This window comes from Tahibacter aquaticus (assembly GCF_004363655.1).
GTDB lineage: Bacteria > Pseudomonadota > Gammaproteobacteria > Xanthomonadales > Rhodanobacteraceae > Tahibacter > Tahibacter aquaticus.
This window is the reverse complement of record NZ_SNZH01000016.1, coordinates 68,078-86,288: the sequence shown is the minus strand read 5'-3', so window position 1 is coordinate 86,288 and position 18,211 is coordinate 68,078. Positions and strand designations below refer to the sequence as shown.

Sequence of the window (18,211 nt, the reverse complement as noted above, 5' to 3'; positions counted from 1 at the left end):
CTCAGACCTCACTGTCCGCAAGCAGCGGACGCAACTGCGTATCTATCGCCTCGCGGGCGCGGAAGATGCGGGAACGCACCGTGCCGATGGGACATTGCATCTGCTCGGCGATCTCCTCGTAGGAGAGCCCATCGACTTCGCGCAAGGTGATCGCCTTGCGCAGTTCGTCGGGCAGCTGTTCGACCGTGGCGAACACGGTCCGTTCGATTTCCTGGCGCAGCAGTTCGCGTTCGGGCGTGGCGCTGTCTTTGAGGCGGATGCCGGAGTCCAGCTGTACCGCATCATCGACAGCGATGTCGTCGGTGGGGGGGCGGCGGCCCTGGGAAACCAGGTAGTTCTTGGCGGTGTTGATCGCGATACGGTAGACCCAGGTATAGAAGGCGCTGTCGCCGCGGAACGCACCGATGGCGCGATAGGCACGGATAAAGGCTTCCTGGGCGACGTCCTGGCATTCGGACCAGTCGGACACATAACGCGAGATGACACTGATTACCTTGTGCTGGTAACGGCGCACGAGCAGATCGAAGGCGCGCTTGTCGCCCTTCTGCACGCGCTCCACCAGCAGATTGTCGGAAACTTCGTCGCCCATCCGGGCCGTACTCCCTGCACTTGCCGGCGCCGCCTCCTGCACCGGCCGCGGCGCGTCGCGCCGCGGGGCGGCATCACGCTCGCGTCCCCAGACCAACAAATTCGATCCCAATCCCATCACTGCTTCCACGTCCTGTACTCCGCGTCGTGCCACCGTGATCCCGGCCAGCGCCAGGCGCATTCAAGACCACGGGTTTTGCGCGGAAGTTCCAACCGACTTCAACTTCAGGTCTTGCACTTACTGCCGAGGCTGCCGCGCAAGCGGACTCAGCGTGCCGTAATTTCCACGCTGCCGCTACCGGCGCCGAACAGGCGCTCCCGCTCGGCCAGCATGTTCTCGAAACTGACCGGCGCCAGCGGCCGGCAGAACAGATAGCCCTGCAGCTCCTCGCAGCCATGGTCGCGCAGGAAATTGAAATGCTCCTCGATCTCCACGCCCTCGGCGACTACGCCGAGCTTGAGGCTGTGCGCCATGTTGATAGTGGCGCGCACGATCGCCTCGTCGTCGGGATCGACGCCGATGTTGCGTACGAACACTTGGTCGATCTTGATCTTGTCCGCCGGGAAACGGCGGATGTAGTCGAGCGAGGACTGACCGGTGCCGAAATCGTCGATGGAAATGCGGCAGCCCAGGTCACGCAGGGCCTGCAGTGTTTCCATCAGGTTCGGAATCGACTTGACGCTGATGCTTTCGGTGACTTCCAGGTCGAGCAAGGTGGGGTCGATGCCCGTCTCGTCGATCACATTGCGCACGATCTCGACCAGATTGGGCTGCTTGATCTGCAGTGCCGACAGATTGACGCTGATCCGCAGCGGCAGGTTGAAGCGGTTCTGCCAGCGCTTGGTATCGTTGCAGGCCACGCGCAGCACCCATTCGCCGATGGAAACGATAAGCCCGGTCTCCTCAGCCAAGGGGATGAAGAAGCCGGGGCTGATCATGCCCAGTTCCGGATGCTCCCAGCGGATCAACGCTTCCATGCCGACGATATCTTCGGTCAGCGAATCGACCTGGGGCTGGTAATAGACGCGCAGCTCGTTGTTGCGTTCGGCCACGCGCAGCTTGGTTTCCAAGGCAATGCGCTGCTGGTGCGATTCCTCCGGCACGGCGACATAGGTCTGGAAGTTGTTGCGCCCCATGCCCTTGGCGCTGTACATGGCCACGTCGGCGTGCTTGAGCAGGCGCTCGGCCGTGGTCGCGTCGTCGGGATAGAAGCTGATGCCGATGGACGCGGTGATATGCAGCTCGGAGCCGTCCTCCAGGGTTAGCGGCACTTCCATGACGCGGACGATCTTCTCGGCGATGCGCATCACGTCGTCGCGCTGCACGATGTGGCGCAGGATCAGGGTGAACTCGTCGCCAGCGTAGCGGGCTACGGTATCGGACGCGCGCACGCTGGCGCGCAGGCGACGCGAAACCGCGTCCAGTACCTGGTCGCCGACGCCATGGCCCAGGGAATCGTTGATGTTCTTGAAGCGGTCCAGGTCGACGAACAGCACGGCGAACATTTCGCCGGTGCGGTGCGCTTCGTTGATCGTGGTTTCCAGGCGATCGTTGAACAGCAGGCGGTTGGGCAGTCCGGTCAGCGCATCCTGCAATGCCTTGGCCTTGCCCTGGTCGCGGGAACGGCGCAGTTCCAGCTCCAGCGCCAGCCGGCCTGCAGCGACGCGCAAGGTATCGACGATGGTGGTGGATTCAGGCAGCGCGGCACGACGGCCTAGCAGCAGAGCGCCAAGCACGGTGCGCCGCTCGTCGCGCAGCGGCAGGCCGACGAAAGCTTCGAAACGCGTGAAACCGAGGAAGGAATCCTGCTCCACCCGCTTCCACGCCTCGGCCAGATGGATCACGCTGCTGCCGTCCAGCACCTGGCGCAAGGTGGGCTGCTTGAGTGGATCGGGTGCGTCGCCGGGCATGCTGACGCGCTGGTACAAGGTGATCGGCTGAATTTCGTTGGGCTGGTCCTGCCGCGCCGAAACCAGGGTGACGTAATCGAGTTCCAGCCAGTCGACCAGCAGGCGCACGACCTGTTTGACGCCTTCGTCGCCGGCGCCCACTTCGATCGCCTCGGCCAGCAGACCCAGCGACTGCTGTAGCCGGCCCAGCTCGCCCAGGTCGCGCAGGATGGTGAAATGCACCAGCTTGCCCGCGCGCACGGCCAGCCGCGTCACCACGTCGACCGGATAGCTGCCACCGTCGGCACGCGGTTTCTGGCAACGGTAGCGCACGCTGCCTTCGCGGGTCAGGCGCGCAGTCAACTCCACCCGCTGCTCGCGCGTATGGCTCTTGCTGATGATGTCCAGCGGCTGGTCGACGACCTGGGCCAGAGGCAGGCCCGAGCGCTGCAGGAACACCGGGTTGACCTCGGTGATGCGGCCGCTCTTGGGATCGGAAATGATCAGCTCGTCCAGGCTGCCTTCGAAGGCAAACTGATAGCGATCGGCCGCCACCGGCTTGGTGCTGGTTTCGCCGTTGCTGCTGCGACTGGCACTCAAGGCCTGGCGGATGCGCGCCAGCGCCTCGGAACCGTCGACCGGCGAACGCAGCCAGTCGATCACGCCGGGCGGCATGCGCGCCCAGTCCCAGTGGCGTTCGCCCGATTCCTGCGGCAGCAGGCCGATCACCGGCACACGCGCCAGGCGCTCGTCGCCTTTCATCTGCGTGCAGAAAGCCACCGCTTCCTTGGCCGCACCGACGAACTCGATCAGGACGACGTCGATGTCCGGATCCTGGTTGAGGAAAGCCAACGCCTGCTGCAGATCCTTGGCGGTGTAGATCGCGTCGAAGTTCTGCCCGTCCAGGGTATCGAACAGAACGCGCCGGTCGTCACGATTGGTGGCGACGATAAGTACCGAGCCTTGGCCTTTTTCCTCGCGCGCCATCAGATCACCCAGCGTCCGTCACGCAGGCGCGGCCGCTGCGGCATGATCCGCTCGACGCTGAGGTGTTCGGTCACTTCCTCGAGGCTTTCCGGCATGTTCAGCTTGGCCCCGATGAAGACCACCTTGCGTTCGTTGCCGCCGCGGGCACGGCCGATCTGGCGCAACAGGCCGGTATTGGGCGGACGCAGATGGCCTTCCGCCTCGGTGAAGATATAAATTCCAAAATGCATGCTTTGCAGGATATAGCGCAGCGCGTCTGCCATGCGCTTGGAGCCCGGTACGCGCACTTCGCCTTCGCGCAGCGAGCTGATGCCCAGGTCGTCCTGCCACTGGTAGATGGACTGCCCGCTGCGCAGCGCGAACTGGCGGAACTGCGCCATCACGTCGGCAACGTCGACGGTTTCGACCGCGACGAGGTTCTGCTTCGACGCGAGCACGCGATCGAACAGGCGGGAGCTGAGTTGGCTTTCGCTGTTATCCAGGTTCACGCGCTGCCGCTGGCCCCTTGCATGACTACTCCACGACCACCAGTGACCTGTAACGAATGAGTCGAAAGCAGCTCGCTCGTCCCATCATCCGTTACAGACCGCTGGCGGCCGACCATATCCCTACCACCGCGGATTGACCAGAGGCGCAGGCACCACTGATCATAGCCCGCCCCTACTCCAAGCCGGCCGCCATGTTTGAAGGACTCCGCTTTTCCCACTGGAAGACCGAACGCGGCAACGACGGCATTGTCGTGCTGAGCTTTGACCGAGCCGGGTCCAGCGTCAATACATTTTCCCGTGCCGTGCTGGACGAACTCGGCGAGATCATCGAGCGCCTGTCCATCGAGCCGCCGAAGGGCGTCATCGTGCGTTCGGCCAAGAGTGCCGGCTTCATTGCGGGCGCCGACATCAAGGAATTCGAACAGTACGAGAAAACCGGCTCGGTGCTCGAGTCGATCCAGAACGGCCAGCGCGTATTCGAGCGCTTCGCCCGCCTGCCCTGCCGTACGGTTGCCGCCATCCATGGCCATTGCATGGGCGGTGGCACCGAACTCGCCCTGGCCTGCCGCTACCGCGTCGCCAGCCGCGATCCGTCCACGCGCATAGGCCTGCCCGAAGTCAAGCTCGGCATCTTCCCGGGCTGGGGCGGCAGCGCCCGCCTGCCGTATCTGATCGGTGCGCCGGCAGCGCTGGAACTCATGCTCAGCGGCCGCAACGCCTCGGCCGAAAATGCCCGCGCACTGGGCCTGGTCGACGCGCTGGCTTCGCCCGAATTGCTGGTGGAGAAAGCCCGCGAAATGATTCTTCACCCCGGCCAGCGCCCGCTCAAGCAACGCGCCCTGGCCTGGGCCACGAATACCTGGCCGGCGCGGCAGATCCTCGCGCCTCTGGTGCGCAAGCAGACGGCGGCCAAGGCCAGCCCGGCGCACTATCCCGCACCGTTCGCGCTGATCGAAACCTGGCGCCGCGGCGGCGGCATCAGCCAGCGCCTCAACAATGAAGCCCGTGCCGTGGCCAAGCTGGCGCAAAGCTCGACCGCGCGCAACCTGATCCGCGTGTTCTTCCTTCAGGAACAGCTCAAGGGTCTGGGCAGCGGCACGGCTCACGAGATCGAACACGTACATGTGGTCGGCGCCGGCGTGATGGGCGGCGACATCGCGGCCTGGTGCGCCCTGCGCGGCTTCCAGGTCACCCTGCAGGACCGCGAGATGAAATTCGTCCAGCCTGCCCTGGACCGTGCCCGCGACCTGTTCGGCAAGCGCCTGAAGACGCCGGAACGCATCAACCCGGCGCTGGAACGCCTGCGCGCCGACGTCGAAGGTGCCGGCGTGGCCAAGGCCGATCTCGTGATCGAGGCGATCTACGAAAACCTCGAAGCCAAGCAAGCCCTGTACGCCCAGGTCGAGGCGCAGTTCCACGAAGGCGAGCTGCTCGCGACCAATACCTCCAGCATTCCGCTGGATGCGCTCAAACCCGGGCTGCAGCGCCCGCACCTTTTTCTCGGTCTGCACTTTTTCAATCCGGTCGCGATGATGCCGCTGGTCGAAGTGGTCACCCACGACGGCCTCGATCCTGCCGCGGTCAAACGAGCGCTGGCTTTCTGCAAGGCCATCGACAAGCTGCCTGTGCCGGTGAAGAGTTCGCCAGGCTTCCTGGTCAACCGCATCCTCATGCCCTACCTGCTCGAGGCGATGACCTTGTACAGCGAAGGCGTGCCCGGTCCGGTACTGGACAAGGCGGCGAAGAAATTCGGCATGCCGATGGGCCCGATCGAGCTGGCTGATACGGTAGGCCTGGACGTCTGTGCCTCGGTCGGCAAGATCCTCGCCGAGTTCCTCGGCCTGGATATTCCCAAGGGCATGGAATCGCTGCTGGAGTCGGGCAAGCGCGGCAAGAAGGACGGCCAGGGCTTCTACGTCTGGCAGGACGGCAAGCCGGTCAAGCCCGAAGTCGATCCTAACTACGAAGCACCGGCCGACATGATCGATCGCATGATCCTGCCCATGCTCAACGAATCGGTCGCCTGCCTGGCCGAGGGCGTGGTCGAGAATGCCGACCTGCTCGACGCCGGCGTGATCTTCGGCACGGGCTTCGCGCCGTTCCGCGGCGGCCCGATTGCGCATATCCGCAGCGAAGGCGCAGCCGCGGTGAAAAGCCAGCTGGAAACCCTGGCCGGACGCTACGGCAAGCGCTTCGCACCCAAGGACGGCTGGGACCGGGCCGACCTCAATCCAGCCTGATCTGCTGCGCCAGGAAAGCCCCTGGATCGCGCGCAAGCCGATCCGGGCAGTTTTTCGCTACACCGCTTCGGCCGACTGGAGAGCCAGGCAATCGGACTTGCATGTGCGATTGCGCCGTGCCCGTGTCAGCCGGCCAGGCGGCTGCGCTCGTACACCCGCAGATGCGTGGTCGCCGCGCGCAGCAGCGGCGCATCGACGCCGTGTGCCGCAGCGCGCTGGATCAGGTCGCCGAGAATGTGTTCGCACTCCGTCACTGCGCCGCGCTGCAGATCACGCAGCATGGATGCCTTCAGCGGCGAGCCGGCGGCGGTAAGGATGGTTTTCGCCTCTTCGCAGGCCGGCGTCGCGATCGCATGGCCTTCCGCAGCGGCGATGGCACAGGCCTCGGCATAGCACCGCCGCATCAGCTCGACGCCATCGGGGGTTGCAACGATCTCGCCGACCGCCGCGCGCATCTGGCTGGTCATGCCGGCCAGGCTGGCAAGAAAAGCGAACTTTTCCCACATTGCAGTAAGCACGGAGTCGCTGCGGCGCACCTCGGCCGGCATGGCCTGCAGCGCCGGCGCCAGTTCGTCCAGACGCGCATCGGCGCTGCGTGCACCGAAGGTAAGCCGGTGCAGCTGGCCCAGGTGCAGCACGCTGCCGTCGTTCTGCAAGGCCACTGAAATATGGCAGAGCCCACCCCAGACCCGCTGCGCGCCGAAAGCCAGATCGAGCGCGCCCAGATGGCGCAAGCCGTTGAGCAGCGGCAGCACTCGCGTGGTTTCGCCGACAGCTGGCGCTATCGCCGCCAGCGCGGCATCGAGGTCGTAGGCCTTGCAGGCCAGCAGCACCAGATCAAATGGCAGCTGCGCGGGCACCTGCGTGAGCAGGTTGACCGAAGCGGAGAAATTACCTTGTGGACTATTGATGCGCAGGCCGTCGCGACGCAGCGCTTCGGCGCGGGCCGTCCGTACCAGGAAATGCACCTCGCTGCCGGCCTGGATCAGGCGTGCACCGAAATACGCGCCGGTCGCGCCGGCACCGAGGACGAGGACGCGCATCACATGGTGTGGGTCGGCCGGTCCGACCCGAGAATGCCGGCCAGGATCGATTCGATCTTGGTGCGGGCGGTTTCGCCGTCGGCCGATTCGTTGAACTGCACGCCGATGCCGGCCGTGCGATTGCCCTGCGCGCCCGCCGGGGTGATCCAGACCACCTTGCCGGCGACAGGCAGGCGATCCTTCTCTTCCATCAGGGTCAACAGGATGAACACCTCGTCGCCAAGCGAATAGCGCTTGGCCGTCGGAACGAACAGTCCGCCATTCTTCACGAAGGGCATGTAGGCGTTGTAGAGCGCGCCCCTGTCCTTGATCGCCAGCGACAGAATGCCCTGTCGCGGCATACCGCCCATTGCCGGGGTTGCCATATCACGCCCTCCTCGCGGCCGGCGCGAGAGCGCGCCAGGCCAGCAGCAATTCCAGTAACAGCAGTTCGCTACGCACTGGCGTCCGCAACTGCTCGCGCACCCGGCCCGCTTCGCGGAACCATTGCGCTAGCTTGTTGAAATCGTTGATGCCGGTCAAGGCAAGCGGTCCGGGGGCCTGTCGCGCCTGCGCTGCCGCCTCAGCCTGGGCCAGTTGCGCGGCAAACCAGGTACGCCGCTCGCCTTCGCTTTTGGCCCAGCGGTTGGCCACATCCGCCGGCGCAGCCTTGCGGCTCCACAGCGCGGCGAGGTCGCTGGCGACTTCGGTGCGCAGGGCCAGGCCACCACTTTTGGCCAGTTCCAGCGCCAGGCCCGGATTGCCGGCCGCCGCATCCAGTGCCTGCGCTGCGCTGTCGACGCCCTGGCGCTTGAGCCAGGCAATCGCCTCGGCCAGGTTCGGCAAGAGAAAATCCAGGCGCTGGCAGCGCGAGCGTATCGTCGCCGGCAGCCGCGCGGCCTGGTCGCCGATCAGCACCATCACCGTGCCGGCGCCCGGTTCTTCCAGGGTCTTGAGCAACGCATTGGCAGCGGCCACGTTCATCAGGTCGGCCGGATCGACGATGGCGACCTGATGGCCGCCGAACTGCGCCGTCATGGACAGCCGCTGCGACAGCACGCGAATCTGCTCGACCACGATTTCCGTGCGCAAGGTCTTGCCGTCGTCGCGCAGCTCCAGCTTTATCTCGACCCGGTCCGGATGGCTGCCCGCCGCCACCAGCAGGCAACTGCGACAGCTGCCGCAAGCACGCTCGCCACTGCGTTCGCACAGCAGCAGCGCGGCCAGGTCAGCGGCAAACGCGCGCTTGCCCAGGCCGGCGGGCCCGGACAACAGCAGCGCGTGGGGCATAGCGCCACGGCGGCGACGCTCAAAAACATTGTTCCAGAGTGAACTATTCCAGTCTGTCGTCGTCATGCGGGCAGGCTCCGCTGCAGAAAAGCGTCGATCGCCGCGGCGACCTGCTGCAGCACGGCCGACAGCGGCTGGCTGGCGTCGATCAGGCGGAAGCGTTGCGGCTGCGCGGCGGCGCGTGCGCGATAGGCAGTGCGCACGCGTTCGAAGAAATCCGCCTGTTCCTGCTCGATCCGGTCAGCCGCGCCCCGCGCACCGGCCCGGGCCAGGCCCTGGGCTACCGGCAGATCCAGCAACAGGGTGAGGTCGGGACGCAAGTCGTCAGCAGCCCAGTGTTCCAGATCGGCGATGCGCTCGATGGGCTGGCCGCGACCGCCGCCCTGGTAGGCGAAACTGGCATCGGTAAAGCGGTCGCTGAGCACCCAGCGCCCGGCGCCCAGGGCCGGACGGATGACTTCGCGCACCAGCTGCGCCCGCGCGGCGAACATCAGCAGCAGTTCGCTTTCGGCACAAAGGCCGCGATAGGCCGGGTCCAGCAATAGCTGGCGGATCGCCTCTCCGGCGCTTGTCCCGCCCGGCTCGCGCGTCAGCAGCGGCACCACCCCGGCAGCGGCCAGCTGCTGCTGCACATGCGCCAGCACCGTGCTTTTGCCGGCGCCCTCGCCGCCTTCCAGCGTGATCAGGCGGCCGCTCATGGCGAGCCGCGCCGCAATTGGTAGCGCGCCACGGCGCGATTGTGCGCCTCCAGGTTGGCGCTGAATTCGTGCGAGCCGTCGCCGCGGGCGACGAAATACAGCGCATCGCCAGGCGCCGGGCGCACGGCAGCCTTGAGTGCCGCCAGGCCGGGCAAGGCGATCGGTGTCGGCGGCAAGCCGGTGCGGGTATAGCTGTTGTACGGCGTATCGGTATCCAGGTCGCGCCGGCGCAGATTGCCGTCATAGCTCGCGCCAAGACCGTAGATCACGCTCGGGTCGGTCTGCAGCTTCATGCCCAGCTTCAGCCGCCGCGCGAACACGCCGGCGATGGCCGGGCGCTCTTCGGCCTTGCCGGTCTCGCGCTCGACGATGGAGGCAAGAATCAGCGCCTGGTACGGCGTATCCAGCGGCAGCTCCGCGCTGCGCTGGGCCCAGACTTCGTCCAATGCACGGCGCATCGCCTTGTAGGCCCGGGCGAGAATGTCCAGGTCGCTGTCGCCGCGGGTCCAGGTATAGGTTTCGGGCAGGAACTGGCCTTCGGCGTGATCGGCAGCGGCACCGAGCTTGCGCATGATCTCGGCATCGCTGAGCGTGGTCACGCTCTGGCGGATATCCGCCGCGTTCGCCAGCTCGCTACGCAACTGGCGAAAAGTCCACCCTTCCACGATGGTAAAACGATGCTTGATCACATCGCCGTCGGCCAGGCGCTGCAGCAGCTCGCGCGGACTGCTGCCGGCGGGCACGGCGTATTCGCCGGCCTGCAGCCGGTTGGCCACGCCCATGCGCTGGGCCAGTGCGCGCCAGTACAGATCGGACTCATCGCTCAGACCGGCACTGCGGATCTGGCGCAGGATGGCCGCGAACGACGAGCCCTGCGGAATGTCCAGCACCGCTGCGGTACCGCCGTGCAGCGGCGCTTCGCCAAAACGGTTCCAGTCCCGCCAGGCGAACCCGCCGGCGACGCAGCCGGCCAGCAGGATCAGCCAGAACACGGGCGTCCACAGGCTGCGGCCGGGCTTGCGCGGCCTGGCCGGCTTGCGCGGCTTGGCCTTGGCCTTAGCCACCGGCGCTCTCCTGCAGACCCAGCGCCTGCCATTCGCGCTGCAGGCTGTGCGTCATCGCGCCGACGGCAAATTCGCGCGCATCGACGGCACGCACCGGCACGATGCCGCGCACGCTGGAGGTGAGAAAGATTTCTTCGGCCCGCATCAATTCTTCCCAGGTGATATTGCGTACTGCTGCATCGCGGCGCGCCAGCACTTCGGCCCTAGCCACGCCGGCGACACCGCAGCGGTCCAGCGCCGGCGTCAGCAATTGCCCGTCGACACAGGCGAACAGATTGGCCGCGGTGGCGCTGACCACATGGCCTTCCCGGTCACCGAGCAGACCTTCGACGATGGCCGCATCGGTCCATTCGGCGCGCGCCAGCACCTGCTCCAGGCGGTTCAGATGTTTCATGCCGGCCAGCACCGGCTGCGCAGCGAGTTGCAAACTGCAGCAGCGTACCCGGATTCCCTGAACGTACCAATCGCGCGGAGGTGGCGGGGCGGCGGCGGCCATCAGAATACGCGTAGGCACCGGCTGCAACGGCAGCGCATAGCCGCGCTCGCCGCTGCCGCGCGTGATGCTGATGCGCACGACCGCGCGATCCAGATCGCTGCACAAGCCGCCCGCTTCGGCCAGCAACGCATCCATATCCGGCGCTGCTATGCGCAGCCGCGCCAGTCCCTGCAGCAGACGCTCGGCATGCCGCGGCCACAGCGGCGCATTGCCCTGCCGGAAAAGCACGGTTTCAAACAGGCCGTCGCCATAAAGCAGGCCGCGATCCTGCGCCGGCAGCTGCGCACAGGCTTCGCCGTTGACGCGGATGCGCATGCCGTCGCTCACGCATCCAGCCCCAGCGCACGCAGCAGGCCGCGCGCCTTGGCACGGGTTTCCTCCAGCTCGCGCGCAGCGACGGAATCGACCACGATACCAGCGCCGGCGCGCCAGCGCAGCTCGCGTCCCTGCTGGCTGATGGTGCGGATCAGGATATTCAGGTCGAGATCGCCATCGCGGTTGAGATAGCCGAACGCACCGGTATAGGCGCCGCGGCCAACCGCTTCGAGCTCGGCGATGATCTGCATGCAGCGCACCTTGGGGCAGCCGGTAATGGTGCCGCCGGGAAACACCGCGCGTATCGTTTCGCCCGGACTCACCCCAGCGCGCCGGCGCGCACGCACGTTGGAAACAATATGGTGGACGTGAGCATAGGTTTCCACGCTCATCAGCTCATCCACCGTGACGCTGCCCGGCACGGCGACGCGGCCAAGGTCGTTGCGCTCCAGGTCGATCAGCATCACGTGCTCGGCACGTTCCTTGGGGTGGCCGACCAGCTCGCGGATGCGCTCGACATCGTCGTCGCCGGCAAAGCGCGGCCGGGTACCGGCAATGGGCCGGGTCTGCACGATGTCGCCGTCGACCTGTACCAGCCGCTCCGGCGACGAGGAAATCACAGCCCAGCCCTCGCCCTGGAACAGGCCAGCGAATGGCGACGGATTGGCCTGGCGCAGATTCGCGTACAGCTGCGCCGGCGCTGTATCGGCGACCAGTTGCGCACGCCATTCCCGCGAAAGGTTGACCTGGAAGATATCGCCGGCACGCAGGTAGTCGTGGATGCGCGCGACGCCGTCGAGAAACCGCTGCGGCGGATCTTCTTCCACCTGTTGTAAAGGCAACAAGTGCGCCGTCGGCACCGCGGCCGCAGCCAGATCGGCTTCGACCTGGTCGAGCAGGTGGGCATATCCAGCCTCGGCGACGAGTACGGTGCGCTGTTTCGCCTTGTCGACCAGCACGCCGACCGGACAGCGCAGCGCCGTGGCCAGCGGCAGCCGCTGCTGCGGCGCCGGCGGCAAGGCCAGTACCGGCTCTACCTGCGCTGCCAGCTCATAACTCAGATACAAGGCCCAGCCGCCGCGGAACGGCAGTTCGGCCAGGAGGGGATCGCGCGCCACCGAGGCCTGGCGCCAGTGCGCGTCGAGCAGGGCGAGGAAATCTTCGCCGTGGTCGCGGCCGCGTTCGTCGCGCACGCGCCCGTCGGCCTGCAATTGCAGCCAGCCCTGGGGAAAAGCCAGCATCAGATCCCAGGTCGCACGCGTGCCGCCGGCGGCAGCGCTTTGCAGCAGGCAGGGATAGCGTTGTCCATCCAGCGCGGCCAGGGCCAGCAGGTCGTGGCACGCGGCCAGTTCGCGCACAACCAGTGTCTGCGCAACAGCGGCTTCGGATTGCGTTGCCGCCGCAGCCGGCGCTACCGGCTTGTCGCAAGCGTCCATGAACGGACTCGGGTTCTGTCGCGGATCAGACGCGGCGGAACACCAGCGTGCCGTTGGTACCGCCGAAACCGAACGAATTGGACAGCACCACGTCGAGCGGAGCCTGGCGCGCCGTATGCGGCACGAAGTCCAGGTCGCAGCCTTCGCTGGGCTGGTCGAGATTGATGGTCGGCGGCACGACATTGTCGCGCAGCGCCAGCACCGAGAAGATCGCCTCGATGCCGCCGGCCGCACCGAGCAGGTGCCCGGTCATCGACTTGGTGGAGGACACCATTACCTTGCGGGCTTGATCGCCGAGCACGGACTTCATGGCCTGGGTCTCGGCCAGGTCACCCGCCGGCGTCGAAGTACCGTGGGCATTGATGTAGTCCACGTCGCCGACGTTGAGGCCGGCATCCTTCAGCGCATTCACCATGCAGCGCGCCGCACCTTCGCCGTTCTCGCTGGGCGAGGTCATGTGATACGCATCGCCGCTCATGCCGAAGCCGGCCAGCTCGGCATAGATGCGCGCGCCGCGCGCCTTGGCATGTTCGTAGTCTTCGAGGATCAGCACGCCGGCGCCGTCGGACAGCACGAAGCCGTCGCGGTCCTTGTCCCAGGGACGGCTGGCGCGGGTCGGATCGTCGTTGCGCGTGGACAGCGCGCGCGCCGAGCAGAAACCGCCGATGGCGGTTCCAGTGGTGGAATATTCGGCACCGCCGGCAATCATCACGTCGGCATCGCCGTAGGCGATCATGCGCGCGGCCACGCCGATATTGTGCGCGGCCGTGGTGCAGGCGGTGACGACCGAAATGTTCGGGCCTTTCACGCCGGTCATGATCGAGACATGACCCGAGATCATGTTGATGATGGTAGAGGGCACGAAGAACGGGGAAATCTTGCGCGGGCCGCCTTCGGCCAGGGCCTGGCTGGTACGCTCTATGGTCGCGATACCGCCGATGCCGGCACCGACGCTGACGCCGATGCGTTCGGCATTCGCATCGGTCACTTCCAGGCCGGAATCCTTCAGCGCGTCCAGCGAGGCAGCGATGCCGTAGTGGATGAAGGCATCCATCTTCTTCACGTCCTTGGACGCGATCCAGCGGGCGGGATCGAAATCGCGCACTTCGCCAGCGATGCGCGTGGAAAACGCGCTGGCGTCGAAGTGGGTGATGGGACCGATTCCGCTGACACCGCCGACGATGTTGTTCCAGGCCGTGGTGAGATCGTTGCCGACCGGGCTCAGAATGCCCATGCCGGTGATGACGACGCGACGCTTGCTCATGCGAATGCTTCCAGACTGAAGTACCGGCGCTGGCGCCCTCTTGCGCGCCGCGGGCGCTGACGTGCGTCCGGCAGCGCCTGCACGGGCGGGCGGTGGCTCAAGGTTGGTCTGCACTGCGGCGCACGGCAGCATGCCGCGCTCCGAAAACGCGAACTGCGCCATGCGGCGCAGCTCGAGTGCAGTTTTGGGCTCAGGCTCAGGCCTTGACGTGAGCCTTGATGTAGTCGACCGCCTGCTGCACGGTGGTGATCTTCTCGGCTTCCTCGTCGGGGATTTCGCACTCGAATTCCTCTTCGAGCGCCATCACCAACTCCACCGTATCCAGCGAGTCGGCGCCGAGATCGTCCACGAAGGAAGCGTTCTGGGTGACTTCGTCTTCCTTTACGCCGAGTTGTTCGACGACGATCTTCTTGACGCGTTCTTCGATGCTGCTCATTGTGCATTTTCTCCCGAAGGGAATAGTTCAAAACCGAAAACCTACTGCCTGACGACCGCACCGTTGCGCCTGCAAACCGAGTCCGACCGACCACATCCGCTCAGATCAACGACCTGACGATACAAAGCCCGGCGATTGTAGAGGAATCGGGACGCACCAACCAGATACGGGCGTTTGACTGCAGCTCTGCGGCCAAACTGCTGATTCTCAAGGCATGTACATGCCGCCGTTGACGTGCAGGGTTTCGCCGGTGATCCATGCGGCGGCCGGAGAAGCAAGGAAGGCAACCGCCTGGGCGATGTCGTCGGGCTGGCCCATGCGGCCAAGCGCGATCTGACCGAGCAGGGCCTGCCGCTGCTCCGGCGGCAGCTGCGCGGTCATGTCGGTTTCGATGAAACCCGGCGCCACTACGTTGACGGTGATGCCGCGCGAACCGATCTCGCGCGCCAGCGACTTGGAGAACGCGATGATGCCGGCCTTCGCCGCGGCATAGTTGGCCTGGCCCGGATTGCCGGTAAGACCGATCACCGAGGCAATGCTGATGATGCGGCCCTTCTGCGCCTTCATCATGCCGCGCATCACCGCCTTGGAAGTGCGGTAGACCGAGCTGAGATTGGTATCGAGGATGGCCTGCCAGTCATCCTCTTTCATGCGCATCAGCAGCTGGTCGCGGGTGATGCCGGCATTGTTGACCAGGATGGAGACGGGGCCGAACTCCTTCGCCACCGCGCCGACCAGCGCATCTACCGCGGCGCTGTCCGTGACGTTGAGCATGCGGCCATGGCCACCGGCCTCGGCCAGGGTCGCACCGATCGCTGCGGCACCGGCTTCGCTGGTGGCGGTGCCGATCACGGTCGCGCCGTCGGCGGCCAGGCGCCGGGCAATGGCCGCGCCGATGCCGCGGCTGGCCCCGGTGACCAGGGCGATTTCGCCTTGCAGATTTCCACTCATGGCAGTTTTCCCTTTTATCTTATGCAGCGTGGCCGGCGGCCAGGGCCTGCTCCAATTCGGCCGGCGTGCCTATCGCGGTGGTTTGCAGGCTCTTGTCGATACGCTTGATCAGCCCGGCCAGCACCTTGCCCGGGCCGCATTCGCAGGCGCGTTGGGCGCCGCCGGCGACCAGCGCCTGTACGCATTCGGTCCAGCGCACGGGCTGATACAGCTGGCGCTGCAGCGCGGCGCGAATGTCGGCGATAGCATCGAACGTGCGTGCGTCGGCATTCTGGATCACCGCAATGCGCGGCAGCGACCAGGCAATCGTGTCCATGCGCTCGGCCAGGCGCTGCGCAGCCTCAGTCATCAGTGCGGTATGCGACGGCACGCTGACGGCGAGCTTGACGGTTTTCTTGATGCCCAGCTCGGCCAGACGCGCTAGCGCGCGGTCGACCGCTGCAGCATGGCCGGCGATGACCAACTGGCCGGGCGAGTTGTAGTTGGCCGGCGCGACGACCTCGTCGCCGGCCACTTCGGCGCAAGCCTGGGCGATCTGCGCATCGTCGCCGCCAAGAATCGCCGCCATGGCACCGACGCCAGGCGGCACCGCCGCCTGCATCAGGCGGCCGCGCTCAGCGACGAGGCCGGCCGCATCGTGCAGCGACAGCGCGCCGGCAGCGACCAGGGCCGAGTATTCGCCCAGGCTATGGCCGGCCAGCAGCGCCGGCAGCGCACCACCACGGGCCTGCCAGACGCGCCATACCGCGATCGATGCCGCCAGCAAGGCTGGCTGGGTGTTTTCGGTGCGGTTGAGATCGGCTTCGGGGCCATCCTGCGACAGGGTCCACAGGTCCGTGCCCGCACCGGCCGAAGCCTCGTCGAAGGTTTGCCGCACCAGGGGTTCGGCAGCAGCCAGCTCGGCCAGCATGCCGACCGCCTGGGAGCCCTGGCCCGGGAAAACAAAGGCGAGCGAGTGTTGAGTCATAGCGCAGAAATGACGTCGCAGGATAAGGAGCGGAAAGAAAGACGGCGCGCCGCGAAGACAGCGCGCCCGTGTCAGTAGCGCACCAGCGCCGAGCCCCAGGTGAAGCCGCCGCCGAAGGCTTCCATCAGCAGCAGCTGGCCGCGCTGCACGCGACCGGAACGCACGGCGTGATCCAGCGCCAGCGGCACCGAGCCGGACGAGGTATTGCCGTGCTTGTCGACCGTCACAATGACCCGGTCCATCGGCATTTCCAGACGCTTGGCCGTGGCCTGGATGATGCGCAGGTTGGCCTGGTGCGGAATCAGCCAGTCGATGGCGGACTTGGTCAGGCCGTTCGCGGCCAGGGTTTCCTCGACAACCGCGTCCAGCGTTTTCACGGCGACCTTGAACACTTCGTTGCCGATCATCAGCACGCGCACGCCGGCGTTGTGTTCTTCCGGCTTGAAACCGGCCGACACGCCGACCGGATTCCACAGCAATTCCTTGTAGGCGCCGTCGGCATGCAGATGCGTGCTGATCACGCCGGGCTCGCTGTCGGCCGTGAGCACCACTGCGCCGGCACCGTCGCCGAACAGCACGCAGGTGGCGCGGTCGTTCCAGTCCAGCATGCGCGTCAGCGTTTCCGCACCGACCACCAGCGCTTTCTTCACCGCGCCGGAGCGGATGAACTTGTCGGCCACGCTGAGCGCATAGATGAAGCCCGAGCAGGCGGCGTTCACGTCGAACGCGGCGCAGCCGTTGGCGCCGAGGCGGTGCTGCAGCAGGCAGGCGGTAGACGGAAAGATAAGGTCGGGTGTCGTCGTGCCGACTACGATGAGCTCGATCTCACGGATATCGACACCGGCGGCGTCCAGCGCTGCGCGGGCGGCGTGCTCGGCGAGATCGGAGGTGGTCTGGCCTTCCGCAGCGACATGGCGCTGGCGGATGCCGGTGCGGCTGTGGATCCACTCGTCGCTGGTATCGACGATTTTTTCCAGGTCCGCATTGGTCAGGACTTTTTCCGGCAGATAGCTGCCAGTGCCTGCGATACGTGAATGAATCAGAGCGGCGTCCCCCTGCATCACGCGGCAGCTGCGGGACTGGTCCGCCGGCGCCGCCTGCAAACGAATTCCGGCGCCTGCGCGCCGGAATTCGGTGACTTGTCATCGTGGCCGGCTGGCGGCCGCGAGGATCAATCTTCGGACTGGACCCGGGTCTTGCTCGGGATCACCTGACGGCCGCGGTAGTAGCCGTCCTTGGTGATGTGGTGACGCACGTGCACTTCGCCCGTGGTCGGATCGGTCGACAGCTGCTTGGCCGTCAGCGCATCGTGGGAACGACGCATGCCGCGGGTCGACGGGGTTTTGCGGGACTTCTGCACTGCCATGGGAACTCTCCAGAAACACTAGTGTTCGCTTGCGCGATGTTACAAATCGATGATCTTCGCGGCTTGCACCGCCCTGCGCCGTTGCTGCGTGGCGCCGCCGCTGCTGCCTATCCTTTTTTCAGGCTGCCCAGGGCGGCGAAGGGATTCGGCCGCTCCGGTTCCTCAGCCTGGTCCGGATCAGTCGACCAGTCCAGCGGCGACTCTTCCGGGCCCGGTTTGACCGGAATCAAGGGCAAAGCCAGCAGCAGCTCGTCCTCGATCACATCGGCGGGCCTTAACTCGGCGGATTCGAGCAGCAAGGGCTCGTAACCGGGCGACAGGCCTGCTTCTTCCTCTTCCCGGACGATCAGACCCAGCCGGGTGTCGATCGTCACGGGCAACAAAAACGTATCCAGACTGCGCTGACAGATCAGGCTGACCTGAGTCTGCGCGCGTATCGCCAGGAAGGCGATGCCCAGGTCATCCCTGCCGAACTCGATATCGTAGGAGATCACCCCGTCCGGTTTCGCCAGCGCGTCCGCTAAACGCGGCAACTTGGCAACCGACAGGTTTCCATTGAACGAACGCCGCGCAGAGACCATGCGCCAAGCGTCCACTATCTCGGGGAAAGGCGCAGACATGGGCGCGCGATAGTAGTGAGCAGGCGCGCCCAAGTCAACCGAAACCCTGCCCGCTCCGCGACTTAGGCGTTTCCCGCGCATTGTCGCCCGGCG

18 protein-coding genes are annotated in these 18,211 nt (G+C 66.0%); 1 reads left to right on the top strand and 17 read right to left on the bottom strand.

The annotated features are described in order from the left end of the window. Window position 1 precedes the first annotated feature (1 nt). From rpoE to DFR29_RS22310, 3 genes are all read right to left on the bottom strand, one after another. Window positions 2-589, bottom strand: coding sequence for an RNA polymerase sigma factor RpoE (gene rpoE / locus DFR29_RS22320; RefSeq protein ID WP_133820851.1), 588 nt, complete (start codon window positions 587-589; stop codon window positions 2-4). Between the two features lie 266 nt (window positions 590-855). After that, window positions 856-3,465 (bottom strand): two-component system response regulator, encoded by a 2,610-nt coding sequence (locus tag DFR29_RS22315; RefSeq protein WP_133820850.1) that lies wholly within the window; start codon window positions 3,463-3,465, stop codon window positions 856-858. Continuing rightward, the gene (locus tag DFR29_RS22310; protein WP_133820849.1) at window positions 3,465-3,953 is read right to left on the bottom strand and encodes a hypothetical protein; all 489 of its coding nucleotides are present in this window, start codon (window positions 3,951-3,953) and stop codon (window positions 3,465-3,467) included. The genes DFR29_RS22315 and DFR29_RS22310 overlap by 1 nt, the downstream gene beginning before the upstream one ends. 191 nt (window positions 3,954-4,144) lie before the next feature. On the opposite strand from DFR29_RS22310, the gene DFR29_RS22305 reads away from it, so the two are divergent. Beyond that, a complete protein-coding gene (locus DFR29_RS22305) occupies window positions 4,145-6,193 on the top strand; it encodes a 3-hydroxyacyl-CoA dehydrogenase NAD-binding domain-containing protein (protein WP_133820848.1) in 2,049 nt (682 codons plus the stop codon). A 125-nt stretch (window positions 6,194-6,318) separates the two neighbouring features. Here DFR29_RS22305 and panE read toward each other — a convergent pair whose 3' ends face one another. From panE to DFR29_RS22235, 14 genes are all read right to left on the bottom strand, one after another. Continuing rightward, entirely contained in the window at window positions 6,319-7,236 is a 918-nt protein-coding gene (gene panE, locus DFR29_RS22300; protein ID WP_133820847.1) for a 2-dehydropantoate 2-reductase, read from the bottom strand. Further along, window positions 7,236-7,586 carry a PilZ domain-containing protein gene (locus DFR29_RS22295; RefSeq protein ID WP_133820846.1) on the bottom strand — a complete coding sequence of 117 codons (351 nt, stop codon included), beginning with the start codon at window positions 7,584-7,586 and terminating at the stop codon, window positions 7,236-7,238. Before DFR29_RS22295 ends, panE begins: the two co-directional genes overlap by 1 nt. A gap of 16 nt (window positions 7,587-7,602) precedes the next feature. Continuing rightward, window positions 7,603-8,571, bottom strand: a complete 969-nt coding sequence (holB, locus tag DFR29_RS22290; protein WP_133820845.1) for a DNA polymerase III subunit delta' — start codon at window positions 8,569-8,571, stop codon at window positions 7,603-7,605. Then, on the bottom strand, window positions 8,568-9,203 hold the full coding sequence (gene tmk / locus DFR29_RS22285; RefSeq protein ID WP_133820844.1) for a dTMP kinase: 636 nt from the start codon (window positions 9,201-9,203) through the stop codon (window positions 8,568-8,570). The genes holB and tmk overlap by 4 nt, the downstream gene beginning before the upstream one ends. Then, on the bottom strand, window positions 9,200-10,207 hold the full coding sequence (gene mltG, locus DFR29_RS22280) for an endolytic transglycosylase MltG (RefSeq protein WP_133820948.1): 1,008 nt from the start codon (window positions 10,205-10,207) through the stop codon (window positions 9,200-9,202). Before mltG ends, tmk begins: the two co-directional genes overlap by 4 nt. Before the next feature lie 52 nt (window positions 10,208-10,259). After that, window positions 10,260-11,090: an aminodeoxychorismate lyase gene (gene pabC / locus DFR29_RS22275; RefSeq protein ID WP_341829864.1), complete on the bottom strand. Its 831-nt coding sequence runs from the start codon at window positions 11,088-11,090 to the stop codon at window positions 10,260-10,262. Then, on the bottom strand, window positions 11,087-12,514 hold the full coding sequence (locus tag DFR29_RS22270) for an aminodeoxychorismate synthase component I (RefSeq protein ID WP_133820843.1): 1,428 nt from the start codon (window positions 12,512-12,514) through the stop codon (window positions 11,087-11,089). The genes pabC and DFR29_RS22270 overlap by 4 nt, the downstream gene beginning before the upstream one ends. A 25-nt stretch (window positions 12,515-12,539) precedes the next feature. Further along, window positions 12,540-13,778 carry a beta-ketoacyl-ACP synthase II gene (gene fabF / locus DFR29_RS22265; protein ID WP_133820842.1) on the bottom strand — a complete coding sequence of 413 codons (1,239 nt, stop codon included), beginning with the start codon at window positions 13,776-13,778 and terminating at the stop codon, window positions 12,540-12,542. A gap of 196 nt (window positions 13,779-13,974) precedes the next feature. Beyond that, a complete protein-coding gene (gene acpP / locus DFR29_RS22260) occupies window positions 13,975-14,214 on the bottom strand; it encodes an acyl carrier protein (RefSeq protein WP_133820841.1) in 240 nt (79 codons plus the stop codon). A 207-nt stretch (window positions 14,215-14,421) separates the two neighbouring features. Further along, window positions 14,422-15,165 (bottom strand): 3-oxoacyl-ACP reductase FabG, encoded by a 744-nt coding sequence (gene fabG, locus DFR29_RS22255; RefSeq protein WP_133820840.1) that lies wholly within the window; start codon window positions 15,163-15,165, stop codon window positions 14,422-14,424. A gap of 19 nt (window positions 15,166-15,184) precedes the next feature. After that, complete coding sequence (gene fabD / locus DFR29_RS22250; protein ID WP_133820839.1) at window positions 15,185-16,132, bottom strand: ACP S-malonyltransferase; 948 nt, start codon at window positions 16,130-16,132, stop codon at window positions 15,185-15,187. Window positions 16,133-16,203: 71 nt separating this feature from the next. Continuing rightward, window positions 16,204-17,193 carry a beta-ketoacyl-ACP synthase III gene (locus DFR29_RS22245; protein WP_133820946.1) on the bottom strand — a complete coding sequence of 330 codons (990 nt, stop codon included), beginning with the start codon at window positions 17,191-17,193 and terminating at the stop codon, window positions 16,204-16,206. 110 nt (window positions 17,194-17,303) lie between these two features. Beyond that, entirely contained in the window at window positions 17,304-17,498 is a 195-nt protein-coding gene (rpmF, locus tag DFR29_RS22240) for a 50S ribosomal protein L32 (RefSeq protein ID WP_133820838.1), read from the bottom strand. Between the two features lie 107 nt (window positions 17,499-17,605). Next, complete coding sequence (locus tag DFR29_RS22235; RefSeq protein WP_133820837.1) at window positions 17,606-18,118, bottom strand: YceD family protein; 513 nt, start codon at window positions 18,116-18,118, stop codon at window positions 17,606-17,608. Window positions 18,119-18,211 lie beyond the last annotated feature (93 nt).

Coding starts and splice junctions, on each gene's coding strand:
- rpoE (WP_133820851.1), bottom strand. CDS start 589: ATGGGCGACGAAGTTTCCGACAATCTGCTGGTGGAGCGCGTGCAGAAG.
- DFR29_RS22315 (WP_133820850.1), bottom strand. CDS start 3,465: ATGGCGCGCGAGGAAAAAGGCCAAGGCTCGGTACTTATCGTCGCCACC.
- DFR29_RS22305 (WP_133820848.1), top strand. CDS start 4,145: ATGTTTGAAGGACTCCGCTTTTCCCACTGGAAGACCGAACGCGGCAAC.
- panE (WP_133820847.1), bottom strand. CDS start 7,236: ATGCGCGTCCTCGTCCTCGGTGCCGGCGCGACCGGCGCGTATTTCGGT.
- DFR29_RS22295 (WP_133820846.1), bottom strand. CDS start 7,586: ATGGGCGGTATGCCGCGACAGGGCATTCTGTCGCTGGCGATCAAGGAC.
- holB (WP_133820845.1), bottom strand. CDS start 8,571: ATGACGACGACAGACTGGAATAGTTCACTCTGGAACAATGTTTTTGAG.
- tmk (WP_133820844.1), bottom strand. CDS start 9,203: ATGAGCGGCCGCCTGATCACGCTGGAAGGCGGCGAGGGCGCCGGCAAA.
- DFR29_RS22270 (WP_133820843.1), bottom strand. CDS start 12,514: ATGGACGCTTGCGACAAGCCGGTAGCGCCGGCTGCGGCGGCAACGCAA.
- fabF (WP_133820842.1), bottom strand. CDS start 13,778: ATGAGCAAGCGTCGCGTCGTCATCACCGGCATGGGCATTCTGAGCCCG.
- acpP (WP_133820841.1), bottom strand. CDS start 14,214: ATGAGCAGCATCGAAGAACGCGTCAAGAAGATCGTCGTCGAACAACTC.
- fabG (WP_133820840.1), bottom strand. CDS start 15,165: ATGAGTGGAAATCTGCAAGGCGAAATCGCCCTGGTCACCGGGGCCAGC.
- fabD (WP_133820839.1), bottom strand. CDS start 16,132: ATGACTCAACACTCGCTCGCCTTTGTTTTCCCGGGCCAGGGCTCCCAG.
- DFR29_RS22245 (WP_133820946.1), bottom strand. CDS start 17,193: ATGCAGGGGGACGCCGCTCTGATTCATTCACGTATCGCAGGCACTGGC.
- rpmF (WP_133820838.1), bottom strand. CDS start 17,498: ATGGCAGTGCAGAAGTCCCGCAAAACCCCGTCGACCCGCGGCATGCGT.
- DFR29_RS22235 (WP_133820837.1), bottom strand. CDS start 18,118: ATGTCTGCGCCTTTCCCCGAGATAGTGGACGCTTGGCGCATGGTCTCT.